The 15,004-nt window shown below is 70.6% G+C and carries 10 protein-coding genes; 7 read left to right on the forward strand and 3 right to left on the reverse strand.

Features of this window, described 5'->3' with window-relative positions:
• Position 1 precedes the first annotated feature (1 nt).
• On the forward strand, positions 2-2,281 hold the full coding sequence (locus tag K7472_RS12675; protein ID WP_308013882.1) for a bifunctional salicylyl-CoA 5-hydroxylase/oxidoreductase: 2,280 nt from the start codon (positions 2-4) through the stop codon (positions 2,279-2,281).
• Between the two features lie 16 nt (positions 2,282-2,297).
• Here the strand turns inward: K7472_RS12675 and K7472_RS12680 are convergent, their stop codons facing one another.
• Both K7472_RS12680 and K7472_RS12685 read right to left on the reverse strand, forming a co-directional pair.
• On the reverse strand, positions 2,298-3,092 hold the full coding sequence (locus tag K7472_RS12680) for a PaaX family transcriptional regulator (RefSeq protein WP_252395538.1): 795 nt from the start codon (positions 3,090-3,092) through the stop codon (positions 2,298-2,300).
• Positions 3,093-3,205: 113 nt separating this feature from the next.
• A complete protein-coding gene (locus K7472_RS12685) occupies positions 3,206-4,885 on the reverse strand; it encodes an AMP-binding protein (RefSeq protein WP_222977251.1) in 1,680 nt (559 codons plus the stop codon).
• 241 nt (positions 4,886-5,126) lie between these two features.
• On the opposite strand from K7472_RS12685, the gene K7472_RS12690 reads away from it, so the two are divergent.
• Complete coding sequence (locus tag K7472_RS12690) at positions 5,127-6,248, forward strand: acyl-CoA dehydrogenase family protein (RefSeq protein WP_222977252.1); 1,122 nt, start codon at positions 5,127-5,129, stop codon at positions 6,246-6,248.
• Positions 6,245-6,643, forward strand: a complete 399-nt coding sequence (locus K7472_RS12695) for a RidA family protein (RefSeq protein ID WP_222977253.1) — start codon at positions 6,245-6,247, stop codon at positions 6,641-6,643. The genes K7472_RS12690 and K7472_RS12695 overlap by 4 nt, the downstream gene beginning before the upstream one ends.
• 69 nt (positions 6,644-6,712) lie before the next feature.
• Here K7472_RS12695 and K7472_RS12700 read toward each other — a convergent pair whose 3' ends face one another.
• Entirely contained in the window at positions 6,713-8,242 is a 1,530-nt protein-coding gene (locus K7472_RS12700; protein WP_222977254.1) for a helix-turn-helix domain-containing protein, read from the reverse strand.
• Positions 8,243-8,577: 335 nt separating this feature from the next.
• Between K7472_RS12700 and acnA the strand changes: the two genes are divergently transcribed.
• The 4 genes from acnA to K7472_RS12720 all read left to right on the forward strand — a co-directional run bounded on the left by acnA (position 8,578) and on the right by K7472_RS12720 (position 14,927).
• Positions 8,578-11,298: an aconitate hydratase AcnA gene (acnA, locus tag K7472_RS12705; RefSeq protein ID WP_308013883.1), complete on the forward strand. Its 2,721-nt coding sequence runs from the start codon at positions 8,578-8,580 to the stop codon at positions 11,296-11,298.
• Between the two features lie 264 nt (positions 11,299-11,562).
• A complete protein-coding gene (gene ngcE / locus K7472_RS12710; protein WP_222977256.1) occupies positions 11,563-12,966 on the forward strand; it encodes an N-acetylglucosamine/diacetylchitobiose ABC transporter substrate-binding protein in 1,404 nt (467 codons plus the stop codon).
• 81 nt (positions 12,967-13,047) lie between these two features.
• Positions 13,048-13,980, forward strand: coding sequence for a carbohydrate ABC transporter permease (locus K7472_RS12715; RefSeq protein WP_222977257.1), 933 nt, complete (start codon positions 13,048-13,050; stop codon positions 13,978-13,980).
• Between the two features lie 14 nt (positions 13,981-13,994).
• On the forward strand, positions 13,995-14,927 hold the full coding sequence (locus K7472_RS12720; protein ID WP_222977259.1) for a carbohydrate ABC transporter permease: 933 nt from the start codon (positions 13,995-13,997) through the stop codon (positions 14,925-14,927).
• The last annotated feature ends 77 nt before the right edge of the window (positions 14,928-15,004 follow it).

The following is a 15,004-nucleotide window of genomic DNA, read 5'->3' on the forward strand; positions in this document are numbered from 1 at the left end:
CGTGCCGGGACCGCTGCGGATCGCGGTCGTCGGCGCGGGCCCCGGCGGGCTGTACGCGGCGGCGCTGCTCAAACGGCTCGACCCGGCCCGCGAGATCACCGTGTGGGAACGCAACCCGCCCGACGAGACCTTCGGCTTCGGCGTCGTGCTCTCCGACGAGACGCTCGGCGGCATCGAGCACGCCGACCCGGTGGTGTACGAGGCGCTGCGCCGGGAGTTCGTGCGCTGGGACGCCATCGACGTGGCGCACGCGGGCCGTGTGGTGCGCTCGGGCGGCCACGGCTTCGCGGCCCTGAGCAGGCACCGCCTGCTGGCCATCCTCCAGGACCGCTGCCGGGGCCTGGGCGTTGAGCTGAGGTTCCGTCAAGAAGCACCATTGGTAAGCGAGTTGTCGGAGTCGTACGACCTCGTGATCGCCGCGGACGGGGTGCGCAGCGCCACCCGCGACGCGTACGCCGATGTCTTCCGCCCCCACCTGACCCAGCACCGGTGCCGTTACGTCTGGCTCGCGGCCGACTTCGCGCTGGACGCGTTCCGCTTCGAGACGGCGCGGACCGAGGCGGGCCTGATGCTCGCGCACGGTTACCCCTTCGGGGCGTCGCAGAGCACGTTCATCGTGGAGATGCGCGAGGAGGTGTGGCGGCGCGCGGGGCTGGACCTGATGGACGAGGACGCCTCGATCGCCGCCTGCGAGAAGTACTTCGCGCCGCTGCTCGACGGCCACCGCCTGTCCGGCAACCGCTCGCGCTGGACGGCGTTCACCACCGTCGTCAACGACACCTGGCGGGCGGGGAACGTCGTGCTGCTCGGTGACGCCGCCCACACCGCGCACTTCTCCATCGGCTCCGGCACCAAACTCGCCATGGAGGACGCCCTCGCGCTCGCCGCGACGCTGAGTGAACAACCCGGTGTGGACGCCGCGTTGGCCGCGTACGAACAGGAGCGCAAGCCGGTCGTGGCCAGCACGCAGCGCGCCGCCGCCGCGAGCCTGGAGTGGTTCGAGGAACTGGAGCAGTACGCGGGGCAGCCCGAGCGGCAGTTCGCGTTCAACCTGCTCACCCGCAGCCGCCGCGTCACCCACGACAACCTGCGCCTGCGTGATCCGTCCTTCACCGCCGCCGTGGAGGCCGACGCCGGGGTCCCCGACGGCACGCCGCCGATGTTCACCCCCTTCACCCTGCGCGGTCTGACCCTGCGCAACCGCGTCGTGGTCTCCCCGATGGACATGTACTCGTCGGTGGACGGCACGCCGGGCGACTTCCACCTCGTCCACCTCGGCGCCCGGGCGCTGGGCGGAGCGGGGCTGGTCATGACCGAGATGGTCTGCGTCAGCGAACGCGGCAGGATCACTCCGGGCTGCGCGGGCCTGTACGCGGACGAGCACGAGCGGGCATGGCAACGCGTCGTGGACTTCGTGCACGGTCGCTCGACCGCCGCCATCGGGCTGCAACTCGGCCACAGCGGACGCAAGGGCTCGACCCGCCTGATGTGGGACGGCATCGACCAGCCGTTGCCGGACGGCAACTGGCCGCTGACCGCCGCCTCACCGCTGCCCTACCGGCCGGGCGTCAACCAGGTCCCGCACGAACTGGATTCGGCCGGACTCGCCGCGATCCGCGAGGAGTTCGTCCGTGCGGCGCAACGCGGCGCCCGCGCGGGCTTCGACCTGCTCGAACTCCACTGCGCGCACGGCTACTTGCTCAGCGGCTTCCTGTCCCCCCTGACCAACCGCCGCACCGACGCCTACGGCGGCGACCTCGCCGGCCGCCTGCGCTTCCCCCTCGAAGTCTTCGACGCCGTGCGGGAGGTGTGGCCGAAGGAGCGCCCGATGACGGTGCGCGTCTCGGCCACCGACTGGACGGAGGGCGGCACCACGGCCGACGACGCGGTGGAGATCGCCCGCGCCTTCGCGGCCCACGGCGCGGACGCCATCGACGTCTCCACCGGCCAGGTCGTCCCCGAGGAGCGCCCCGCGTTCGGCCGCAGCTACCAGACCCCGTACGCCGACCGCATCCGCAACCGCCTGGGCGTCCCGGTCATCGCGGTAGGCGCGATCTCCAGCTGGGACGACGTCAACTCCCTGATCCTGGCAGGCAGAGCCGACCTGTGCGCGCTGGCCCGCCCCCACCTGTACGACCCGAACTGGACCCTCCACGCGGCAGCGGACCAGGACTACGAGGGCCCCGGAGCCCCCTGGCCCCTCCCGTACCAGGCAGGCAGCCGCAAGCCGCCGACGGGCCGAACGGACGGGCCCAAGCCCCGCTTGACGCTGCCGAGTTGAGTGAACTGGCGGAGCGTCACCCCATCCGATGAACCTCCCGTACGAAGTCCGCTCCCGCCTCGCGCAAGCGGGTGTGCAGCGCGGTGAAGACCCGGGACGCCTCCGCTCCGGGCCAGTGGGCGGGGAGGAGGCGGGGTGGGAGGCCCGGGTCCGCGTAGGGGAGGTGGCGCCAGGAGTCCAGGACGCGCAGGTAGTCGCCGAAGGCCTCGCGCGGCGGGGTGTCCCGGCGGCGTGACCAGGCGTCCAGCAGCGGTTCGTACGCGGACAGGAACGCGCGGTGCTGCGCCGCGATGCCCTCCAGGTCCCACCACCGCCGCACCGCCCCCGCGGTCGGCTCGAAGCCCAGGTGCGCGCCGCGGAACAGGTCGACGTAGGGCGAAAGACCGAGCCGGTCGAGCGCGTGCCGTGCCTCCTCGTACAGGTGCGCCGGCGCGATCCACACCCCCGGCGCCGCCGTGCCGAAGCCCAGCCGGGTCAGGCGTGAGCGCAGCAGGTGCCGCTTGTGGCGTTCGGACTCCGGCACGGAGAAGACCACCAGGACCCACGCGTCGTCCGGCTCGGGGTGCCCGTAGACGCGCCGGTCGCCGTCGGCCAGCAGTTCCGCCGCGTCCCGCGACAGCGCGTACGCCGCCGACCCCGCGACCTTCTCCGGCACCAGCAGCCCGCGCCGCTTGAGCCGCGAGACCGCCGAGCGCACCGACGGCGCGCCCGCCCCCGCCGCGTCCATCAGCCGGATCAGCGAGGCGACCGCGATCCGCCCGCCCCCGCCGTCCCGCTCGCGGCCGTACCCGCCGAAGTAGGTCAGGATCAGCGACCCCGGGGTGTGCGCGGCTTCGGCGAGGCCCGCGCCCGCGCCCCCGGCCCCGGCCCCGGCGTCGTCCTGTGCGTTCACGGCGTCCACGCGCTCACTCTAGGCAGTCCGCCTCACCCGCCCGCGCCCGGCTCCCGCAGCCGGAAGCGCTGCACCTTGCCCGTCGGGGTGCGCGGCAGCGCGTCGGTGAAGACGATCTCGCGCGGGCACTTGTACGGCACGATCTCGCCCTTGGTGAACTCCCGCAGCGCGGCCGCCGTCCCCTCGCCGCCCGGCACGCCCTCGCGCAGGACCACGAACGCCCGGGCGATCTGGCCGCGTTCGGCGTCCGGCACGCCGACCACCGCCGCCTCCCGCACGTCCGGGTGGCGCAGCAGTGCCTCCTCTACCTCCGGGGCCGCGATGTTGTACCCGGCGGAGATGATCATGTCGTCGGCCCGGGCGACGTACGTGAAATAGCCGTCCGCGTCGCGCACGTAGGTGTCGCCGGTGAGGTTCCAGCCGTCGCGCACGTAGTCGCGCTGGCGCTCGTCGGCCAGGTAGCGGCAGCCCGTCGGGCCGCGCACCGCCAGCAGCCCGGGCTCTCCGTCCGGCACCGGCTCCATCGTGACGCCGTCGACGACCCGCGCTTCGTAGCCGGGGACCGCGACGCCGGTCGTGCCCGGCCGTATCGCGTCGTCGGCCGCCGAGATGAAGATGTGCAGCATCTCGGTGGCGCCGATGCCGTTGACGATGCTCAGCCCGGTCCGCTCGCGCCAGGCGTGCCAGGTGGCGGCCGGCAGGTTCTCCCCGGCCGACACGCAGCGCCGCAGCGAGCCGATGTCGTGGGCCGCCGGTTCGCCCGCCAGCTTCGCCAGCATCACCCGGTACGCGGTCGGCGCGGTGAACACCACGCTCACCCGGTGCCGCCCGATCGCCGCCAGCAGTTGGTCGGGGTGGGCGTCCTCCAGCAGCAGCGCGGACGCTCCGGCGCGCAGCGGGAAGACCACGAGACCGCCCAGGCCGAAGGTGAACCCCAGCGGCGGGCTCCCGGCGAACACGTCCTCTGCCCGCGGCCGCAGCACCCGCGCCGAGAAGGTGTCGGCGATCGCCAGCAGGTCGCGGTGGAAGTGCATGCAGCCCTTCGGCCGCCCGGTCGTCCCCGAGGTGAACGCGATCAGCGCCACGTCGTCCGCCGAGGTCTCCACCGCCTCGAAGCGGTCCGGGCGCCCGGCCGCGAGGCTCAGCAGGTCCGTCGCCGACTCGCCGCCGAACGCGGTCACCTTCAGCCCCGGCACCTCCGCCTTCACCAGGTCGTCGACCGCCCGCACGTCGCACAGCGCGTGCCGCACCCGCGCGATGTCGCAGATCACCGCCAGCTCGTGCGGCCGCTGCGCCGCCAGCACGGTCACCGCCACCGCGCCCGCCTTCAGCACCGCGAACCAGCAGGCCACCAGCCACGGCGTGGTCGGCCCGCGCAGCAGCACCCGGTTGCCCGGCACCACGCCGAGGTCGTCGGTGAGCACGTGCGCGATGCGGTCGGAGGCGGCCCGCAGCTCGTCGTACGACCACACCTCGCCGCCCGGCATCCGCAGGCACGGGCGGTCGGGCCCGAGCCGCCGCGCGGTGGCGTCCAGCAGCTCGACCGCGCAGTTGAGCCGGTCCGGGTAGCGCAGTCCGGCCGCCGCCAGGGTCAGGTCGGGCCACTGGTCGCGGGGCGGCAGGTGGTCGCGGGGGAAGGTGTCCCGGTGCGCGGAGGGCAGCAGCGGTGGACGGTGCGGCGGACAGTGCGGCGGGTCAGGCAACAGGTCCATGGCGGGTGCGCCCCTTTGCGCCGGGCCGAGAGGGTGGCGGTGAGCGGTCTTTCCGGCCGTGCGAATGCGAAATCAGCGTAACGTGATGGTGACGACAGTCAACAGACCGCGATACGGAGGATGGCGGACCGGTGTCCGGGGCAGTAAGGCAACCGGGCGCCGGGGCCGCCGGGCCCAGCCGACCGCCCTCGGCCGGGAAGCCTCCGGGCGGCCGGGGAACCCAAGGCGAAGGAGACCGCAGGTGCCGGGATTCGCGCTCGATCCGGAGCAGCAGATGTGGTGCGAACGGGTACGCGGTCAGGCCGCGCACCGACTGCGCCCGATCGCGGAGAAGGGCGAGCCGGGCCGGGTCAACCGGCCGCTGCTGGCCGAACTCGGCCGCCTCGGCCTGCTGGACCGCCTCTTCCCGCACCAGGGCAGGCCGTCCGCCACCGAACTGTGCCTGCTGCGCGAGTCGTTGGCGCGCGAGTGCACCGAGGCCGAGACCGCGCTCGCGTTGCAGGGCCTGGGCGCGCATCCGCTGCTGCGCTCGCCGGAGCTCGCCGCCCGCTGGCTGCCGGAGATCACGACGGGCAGCGCGGTCGCCGCGTTCGCGCTCACCGAGCCGGACGCCGGATCCGACGCGGCGGCGCTCTCCCTGCGCGCGGAACCCGCCCCGGACGGCGACGGCTGGCGGCTGACCGGCACCAAGTGCTGGATCTCCAACGCCCCCGAGGCCGATCTCTACACCGTCTTCGCCCGCACCACGCCGGGCGCGGGCTCGCGCGGCGTCACCGCCTTCGCCGTCCCCGCCGACCGGCCCGGCCTGACCGGCGAGCGCCTGGAGATGCTCTCCCCGCACCCCATCGGCCGCCTCGACTTCGACGCGGTGCCGGTCGGACGCGAGGACGTGCTGGGCGAGGTCGACCACGGCTTCCGCGTCGCGATGAGCACGCTCAACCTCTTCCGCCCCAGCGTCGGCGCCTTCGCCGTCGGGATGGCGCAGGCCGCGCTCGACGCGGCCGTCGCGCACGCGGGCAGCCGCAGCGCGTTCGGCGGACCGCTCAAAGACCTCCAGTCGGTCGGCCACACCCTCGCCGAGATGGCCACCCGCACCGAGGCGTCCCGGCTGCTGGTGATGGCCGCGGCGCAGGCGTACGACACCGGGGCACCGGACATCGCCAAGCGCTCCGCGATGGCCAAGCTCTTCGCCACCGAGACCGCGCAGTACGTCGTCGACGCCGCCGTCCAACTGCACGGCGCCCGCGCGCTGGAACGCGGCCACCTGCTGGAACACCTCTACCGCGAGGTGCGCGCGCCGCGCGTCTACGAGGGCGCGACCGAGGTCCAACGCAGCATCATCGCGAAGGAGTTGTACCGGTGAGCCTGGAACGCCTCAACCCGCCCGCGCTGTCCCCGGCGACCGGCTTCAGCCACGCGGTCACCGCGACCGGCGGCCGCCTGGTCTTCCTCGCGGGCCAGACCGCGCTGGACGGCGACGGCCACGTCGTCGGCGCCACGCTCCCCGAGCAGTTCGAACGCGCCCTGCGCAACCTCCTGGACGCCCTGACCGCGGCCGGCGGCACCCCCGCCGACCTCGCGCGTGTCACCGTCTACGCCAAGGACGTGGCCGCGTACCGAGCCGATGCCCGCGACCTGGGCAGGATCTGGCGCCAGTTGGCGGGCCGCGACTACCCGGCGATGGCGGTGGTGGGCGTGGTGCGGCTGTGGGACGAGGAGGCGCTGGTGGAACTGGACGGGATCGCGGTGGTGGAGTGAGCGCGGGGGAGTCGGAGCGGGCCGACGCCCGCGCCGACTCCCCTCACGAAGGCGGAGCCTGACAGGGCCTCAGATGTCCCGGAACGTCTCGATCTGCGCGCCGATCGAGTTGAGGCGTTCCGCCAGTTCCTCGTAACCGCGGTTGATGACGTAGACGTTGCGCAGGACCGACGTGCCCTCGGCGGCCAGCATCGCCAGCAGGACGACCACCGCGGGGCGCAGGGCCGGCGGGCACATCATCTCCGCGGAGCGCCAGCGCGTCGGGCCCTCGACCAGCACCCGGTGCGGATCGAGCAGCTTGACGCCCGCGCCCAGGCGGGTCAGTTCGGTCAGGTAGATCGCGCGGTTGTCGTAGACCCAGTCGTGGATCAGCGTCGAACCCTGCGCGGTCGCCGCGATGGCCGCGAAGAACGGCACGTTGTCGATGTTCAGGCCGGGGAACGGCATCGGGTGGATCTTGTCCAGCGGCGCGCGCAGCTTCGACGGGCGCACCGTCAGGTCGATCAGCCGGGTGCGGCCGTTGTCGGCCGGGTACTCCGCGCTGCGCTCGTGGTCGAGGCCCATCTCCTCCAGCACCGCGAGCTCGATCTCCAGGAACTCGATCGGCACCCGGCGCACCGTCAGCTCCGAGGAGGTGACCACCGCGGCGGCGATCAGGCTCATCGCCTCGACCGGGTCCTCGGACGGCGAGTAGTCCACGTCGCGGTCGATGCTCGCCAGGCCGTGCACGGTCAGCGTCGTGGTGCCGATGCCGTCGACCCGCACGCCCAACTGCTCCAGGAAGAAGCACAGGTCCTGCACCATGTAGTTGGAGCTGGCGTTGCGGATCACGCTCACCCCGGGGTGGCGGGCGGCGGCCAGCAGCGCGTTCTCGGTCACCGTGTCGCCGCGCTCGGTCAGCACGATCGGGCGGCGCGGGGCGAAGGAGCGGTCGACCTCGGCGTGGTACGAGCCGGTGGTGGCGGTGACTTCGAGGCCGAAGTGGCGCAGCGCCGCCATGTGCGGGTGCACGGTGCGGGTGCCCAGGTCGCAGCCGCCCGCGTACGGGATGCGGAAGCGGTTGGTGCGGTGCATCAGCGGGCCGAGGAACATGATGACGCTGCGGGTGCGGCGCGCCGCCTCGGTGTCCATCGCGTCCAGGTCCAGCTGCGCGGGCGGCACGATCTCCAGGTCGTTGCCGTCGTTGATCCAACGGGTGCGCACGCCGATGGAGTTGAGGACCTCCAGGATGCGGAAGACCTCTTCGATGCGGGCGACGCGGCGCAGCGTGGTGCGCCCGGCGTTGAGCAGCGACGCGCACAGCAGGGCCACGCAGGCGTTCTTGCTCGTCTTGACGTCGATCGAACCGGACAGGCTGCGCCCGCCGACGACGCGCAGGTGCATGGGGCCGGCGTAGCCGAGGGAGACGATCTCGCTGTCGAGGGCTTCCCCGATGCGGGCGATCATCTCAAGGCTGATGTTCTGGTTGCCCCGCTCGATGCGGTTGACGGCACTCTGGCTGGTCCCCAGGGCCTCTGCGAGCTGCGACTGCGTCCAACCACGGTGTTGCCGGGCGTCACGGATGAGCTTGCCGATGCGTACGAGGTAGTCGTCTGCCATGGGGACAGGCTATCTCAGATATGAGATGTGACCGACTTGGGGCCACTCCAGCGCGGCCATTCAGGTGACCGGCCCTGCCCCGCCCGGGCGACCCGGCACCGCCCTGCCCGGTGACGCCCCGCCCCGCCCGGCGTGAGCCAGCCCACCGGGATCGAGGCATGACCGACCGGCGGTGATGTACTAGAGTTATCTCGACATCGAGATATCTACACAGGGGCGTACCGCTGTCGCGCCAGTAAGGTGACCCTAACTTAGGCACACCTTAGCGGATCGGCGGGGACCTGCGGCGGCAGGATTGCTGTGGTACGCGCTGGATCATGCATAAGGAGACTGTCGTGTCGGCGAACAGCTTCGACGCCCGCAGCACGCTGCGCGTGGGCGACGAGTCGTACGAGATCTTCCGGCTGGACAAGGTCGAGGGCTCCGCCCGCCTGCCCTACAGCCTGAAGGTGCTGCTGGAGAACCTGCTGCGCACCGAGGACGGCGCCAACATCACCGCCGACCACATCCGCGCGCTGGGCGGCTGGGACTCGCAGGCCCAGCCCAGCCAGGAGATCCAGTTCACCCCCGCCCGTGTGATCATGCAGGACTTCACCGGCGTGCCCTGCGTGGTCGACCTCGCCACCATGCGCGAGGCGGTCAAGGAGCTGGGCGGCGACCCGGCGAAGATCAACCCGCTGGCCCCGGCCGAGTTGGTCATCGACCACTCCGTCATCGCCGACCGCTTCGGCACCCCGGACGCGTTCGCGCAGAACGTGGAGCTGGAGTACGGCCGCAACAAGGAGCGCTACCAGTTCCTGCGCTGGGGCCAGACCGCGTTCGACGAGTTCAAGGTCGTCCCGCCCGGCACCGGCATCGTCCACCAGGTCAACATCGAGCACCTGGCCCGCACGGTCATGGTCCGGAACGGCCAGGCCTACCCCGACACCCTGGTCGGCACCGACTCGCACACCACCATGGTCAACGGCCTCGGCGTGCTGGGCTGGGGCGTCGGCGGCATCGAGGCCGAGGCCGCGATGCTCGGCCAGCCGGTCTCGATGCTCATCCCGCGCGTCGTCGGCTTCAAGCTCACCGGCACCCTGCCCACCGGCACCACCGCCACCGACCTGGTCCTGACCATCACCGAGATGCTGCGCAAGCACGGTGTGGTCGGCAAGTTCGTGGAGTTCTACGGCGAGGGCGTCTCCTCCGTCCCGCTGGCCAACCGCGCCACCATCGGCAACATGTCGCCGGAGTTCGGCTCGACCGCCGCGATCTTCCCGATCGACGTCGAGACGATCAACTACCTCAAGCTCACCGGCCGCCCCGAGCAGCAGCTCGCGCTCGTCGAGGCGTACGCCAAGGAGCAGGGCCTGTGGCTCGACCCGGCCGCCGAGCCGGACTTCTCCGAGAAGCTGGAGCTGGACCTCTCCACGGTCGTCCCCTCCATCGCCGGCCCCAAGCGCCCGCAGGACCGCATCGTCCTGGCCGAGGCCGCCCAGCAGTTCGCCCAGGACGTGAAGGCGTACGTCACGGAGTCCGACCTCGACGAGGCGGGCAAGGAGTCCTTCCCGGCCTCCGACGCCCCCGCGGTCTCCAACGGCACGCCCACCAAGCCGACCCAGGTCACCGCCCCCGACGGCTCGGCGTACGAGATCGACCACGGCGCCGTCACCGTCGCCGCGATCACCTCGTGCACCAACACCTCCAACCCGTACGTCATGGTCGCCGCCGCGCTGGTGGCCAAGAAGGCGGTGGAGAAGGGCCTGACCCGCAAGCCGTGGGTGAAGACCACGCTGGCCCCGGGCTCCAAGGTCGTCATGGACTACTACGACCGCGCCGGGCTCACCCCGTACCTGGACAAGCTGGGCTTCAACCTGGTCGGCTACGGCTGCACCACCTGCATCGGCAACTCCGGCCCGCTGCCGGAGGAGGTCTCCAAGGCGGTCAACGAGGCGGACCTGGCGGTCACTTCGGTGCTCTCCGGCAACCGCAACTTCGAGGGCCGGATCAACCCCGACGTCAAGATGAACTACCTGGCCTCCCCGCCGCTGGTCGTCGCGTACGCCATCGCGGGCTCCATGAAGGTGGACATCACCAAGGACGCGCTGGGCACCGACACCGAGGGCAACCCGGTGCACCTGGCCGACATCTGGCCGTCCGAGCAGGAGGTCAACGAGGTCGTCGCCTCCGCGATCGGCCAGGACATGTTCGCCACCTCCTACAGCGACGTCTTCGCGGGCGACGCCCAGTGGCAGTCGCTGCCGATCCCGACCGGCAACACCTTCGAGTGGGACCCGCAGTCCACCTACGTGCGCAAGCCCCCGTACTTCGAGGGCATGGCGATGGACCCGTCCCCGGTCGAGGACATCGCCGACGCCCGGGTGCTGGCCAAGCTGGGCGACTCGGTCACCACCGACCACATCTCCCCGGCCGGTGCCATCAAGGCCGACACCCCGGCCGGCAAGTACCTCACCGAGCACGGTGTGGAGCGCCGCGACTTCAACTCCTACGGCTCGCGGCGCGGCAACCACGAGGTGATGATCCGCGGCACGTTCGCCAACATCCGCCTGCGCAACCAGATCGCGCCGGGCACCGAGGGCGGCTACACCCGCGACTTCACCGTCGAGGACGGCCCGGTCTCGTTCATCTACGACGCGTCGCAGAACTACCAGGCGGCCGGCATCCCGCTGGTCATCCTGGCCGGCAAGGAGTACGGCTCCGGCTCGTCCCGCGACTGGGCGGCCAAGGGCACCGCGCTGCTGGGCGTCAAGGCCGTCATCGCCGAGTCCTACGAGCGCATCCACCGCTCGAACCTCATCGGCATGGGCGTGCTGCCGCTGCAGTTCCCCGAGGGCGCCTCGGCGCAGTCGCTGGGCCTGACCGGCGAGGAGACCTTCTCCATCACCGGGGTCACCCAGCTCAACGACGGCACCACCCCGCGCACCCTGAAGGTGTCCACCGACACCGGTGTCGAGTTCGACGCCGTGGTGCGCATCGACACGCCGGGTGAGGCGGACTACTACCGCAACGGCGGCATCATGCAGTACGTCCTGCGGTCGCTGATCCGGAAGTAACGCGTCCACCAGCAGGAAAAAGTGCGGAAAGGCCGCATCCCGCGTAGTGCGGGGTGCGGCCTTTTCCGTATCTTCTGACGGAAGGAGGTCACAACCCGGGAAAGCTTCCCGCGTGAAGGCGCACTCGATCTTGCCCTGTACATGAAGAGTGGACTATACCTGTCCGCGTTCAACGGCCGTCGTTCCACCAGCTTCAGCCAACAGCGGTAACCGGCGAGGGATCCGGTGCACCGCCTGAGTCCTGGAGAAAGCGAGGACTTGAGCATGGGATCGACCAGTGAGCCCAACCGGCTCAGCCGCCGTGGCCTCATCCAGCGCGCGGCAGCACTGGGCATCGTCGCGGTGCCGGCCGCGGGCCTGCTGAGCGGCTGCGCGTCGAGCGGCGGCGGCACCAAGCAGGAGAACGGCACCAAGACCGCCACCAATCCGTTCGGCGTCGTGGAGACGGCACCCCTGGACGTGGTCATCTTCGACGGCGGCTTCGGCGACGACTACGCCAAGCGCTTCGAGGCGATGTACCGCACCGAGCACCCCAAGGCCAAGGTCTCCCACACGGCCACCCAGAACATCACCGGCCTGGTGCAGCCCCGCCTCAACGCGGGCGACCCGCCGGACATCATCGACGACTCCGGCAACCAGCAGATCAAGCTGGACGTGCTGGAGAAGGCCGGCCAGCTGACCGACCTCACCCCGCTGCTCCAGGCGCCCTCGGTGGACGACCCGAGCAAGAAGGTGAGCGACATCCTCATGCCGGGCACCGTCGACCTCGGCACGGTGAACGGCAAGTTCGTCACCCTCCAGTACGTCTACACGGTCTTCGGCCTGTGGTACTCCGGCAAGCTGTTCAAGCAGCACGGCTGGAGCGAGCCGAAGACCTGGGACGACTTCATCTCGCTGGGCGCCGAGATCAAGAAGGCCGGTGTCGCGCCCTTCGCCCACCAGGGCAAGTACCCGTACTACATCGACGTGGCCATCATGGACCTGGCCATCAAGAACGGCGGCACCGACTTCCTCACCCGGATCGACAAGATGGACCCCACGATCTGGGACGAGGACCCGGCGCGCAACGCCATCGAGGCGATCTACGAGATCGTGCAGAAGGACTACCTGCTGCCGGGCACCAACGGCATGACGCACATCGAGTCGCAGACCGCCTGGAACCAGTACAAGGCCGCGTTCATCCCGTGCGGCGCCTGGCTGGAGAACGAGCAACTCAAGGCGACGCCCTCGGACTTCGAGATGACGTTCATGCCGATGCCATCGTTGTCCGGTGACAAGATGCCCTTCCAGGCCATCCGCGGCGGCGCCAACGAGCCGTACATCGTGCCCCGGCAGGCGAAGAACGCGGCCGGTGGCATGGAGTTCATGCGGCTGATGCTCAGCAAGAAGGGCGCCACCGCCTTCGCCCAGGCCGCCAACTCGCTCACCGTGGTCAAGGACGGCGTGGACCCCAGCGTCAAGCTGCGCCCCGGCACCCAGTCCACGGTCACCGCGCTGAAGGCGGCCGGTGCCAACGTCTTCAACCCGACCTACGTCACCGACTACAGCGCGTTCGCCACCGACATGGACAACGCCAGCGCCGAGCTGATGGCCAACCGCATGAAGCCCGACCAGTGGCTGAAGACGGTCAAGGCCTCCGCCCAGAAGGCGGCCAAGGGCGGGTCCTGACCCGTCCGCCGCACACACCGTCACCGGTGGCGGCACGCGCCCACCGCGTGCCGCCACCGCCGCCGAGACCGGGCAGGAGCCATGCGACACCGCAAGTACCCGTTCATCGTGGGATTCCTCTTCGTGCCCGTGGTGCTCTACACGGTCCTGATGGTGTGGCCGTACATCCAGACCTTCGGCTACTCGCTCACCGACTGGTCGGGCGAGTCGCAGACGATGCACTTCGTCGGGCTGAAGAACTACACCACGCTCTTCGGCGACACCGTCTTCCGCGAAGCGCTGCTGCACAACGTGCTGTTGCTGGTCTTCCTGCCGGTGATCACCATCCTGCTCGCGCTGTTCTTCGCGTTCATGCTGAACGTCGGCGGACGCGGAACGACCGGGGGAGTGCAGGGAGTTCGCGGCTCGGGCTTCTACCGTGTGGTGTTCTTCTTCCCGCAGGTGCTGTCGGTGGCGATCCTCGCGGTGCTCTTCGAGGCGGTCTACCGCAGCGACAGCGGCGGCCTGCTCAACGGCATCCTGGTGAAGATCGGCCTGGAGAACCCGCAGAATCCCATCGAGTGGCTCAACGACCCCGGCACCGTGCTGTGGTGCCTGCTGGCCATCGTGGTGTGGCAGGGCGTCGGCTTCTACCTGGTGCTCTTCTCCGCCGCCATGCAGTCCATCCCCCGGGAGGTCTTCGAGGCCGCGCTGCTGGACGGCGCGGGCCGGGGACAGACCTTCTTCCGGGTCACGATGCCCCTGCTGTGGGACAGCGTGCAGACCGCCTGGGTCTATCTGGCCATCGCCGCCATGGACTTCTTCGCCCTGGTCTCCACCCTCACCCCGGGCACCGCCTACGGCGGCGGCCCCGATTACCACAGCGAGGTGCTGTCCACCTACCTGATGCGCAACTTCCTCTTCTACGGAAAGAGCGGATACGCCTGCGCCATGGGCGTCGTCATCCTGCTCATCACCCTCGTCGTGTCGGTCTTCGCGCTGCGGGTCACCCGCCGAGAGCGCATCGAGTTCTGAGCGGGGCTGGAACCATGAGTACGCCGATCAAGGACCCCATCGAGGGCGTGGACGGCCCCCGTTCGTCCGCCGGCCCGCGCCGCGCCTCGCAACAGGAGCGGTTCGCCGACTCCGGCCGGGTCCTCAACGTCTTCTCGCACGGCTTCCTCGCGCTGTGGGCCGTGCTGATCGTGCTGCCGATCCTCTGGGTGGTGCTGGGATCGTTCAAGACCGACGCGCAGATCGGCGGCAGCGCCTGGACCTGGCCCGCCGACTGGTCGTTCGGCGCCTTCCAGCGCGCGTGGGACAAGGGGGTGGGCGGCTTCCTGCTGCACACCGCGATCGTGCTGGTCTTCTCGGTCGGCCTCACCATGCTCTTCGGCTCGATGGCCGCGTACGTGCTGGCCCGCTACGAGTTCCGGGGCAACCGGGCGCTGTACTTCTTCTTCGTGGCCGGTGCGATGTTCCCGCCGTACCTGGCGCTGGTGCCGCTGTTCTTCATGCTGAAGAACTTCGGCATGCTCAACACCTACCAGGGGCTGATCCTGGTCTACGTCGCGTACTCGATGCCGTTCACGGTCTTCTTCATGTACGCGTTCTTCCGCACGCTGCCGACCGCGCTGCACGAGGCCGCGATGCTCGACGGCTGCTCGCACACCCGGGCGTTCTTCCAGGTCATGATGCCACTGGCGAAGCCGGGGCTGGTCAGCGTGGGGATCTTCAACGTGCTGGGGCAGTGGAACCAGTACATCCTGCCGCTGACCCTGATGCAGAAGCAGTCCGGCACCGATCCCGACCGCTCGGTGCTCACCCAGGGACTGGTCAATCTGATGTTCCAGTCCGGGTACAAGAACGACATGCCCGCCCTCTTCGCCGGGATGACCATCGCCATGGTGCCCGTGCTGGTGGTCTACCTGTCCTTCCAGCGCCAGGTCCAGGCGGGCCTGACCGCGGGCACGCTGAAGTAGGCCCGGGCGCCGGAAGCGGGACGTAACCGCGCCAAGCCGTTCAGGCTTCGTCCACTTCTTCAACGGGGACCTTTCCG

It is taken from the genome of Streptantibioticus parmotrematis (genome assembly GCF_019890615.1).
Taxonomy (GTDB): Bacteria; Actinomycetota; Actinomycetes; order Streptomycetales; family Streptomycetaceae; genus Streptantibioticus_D; species Streptantibioticus_D parmotrematis.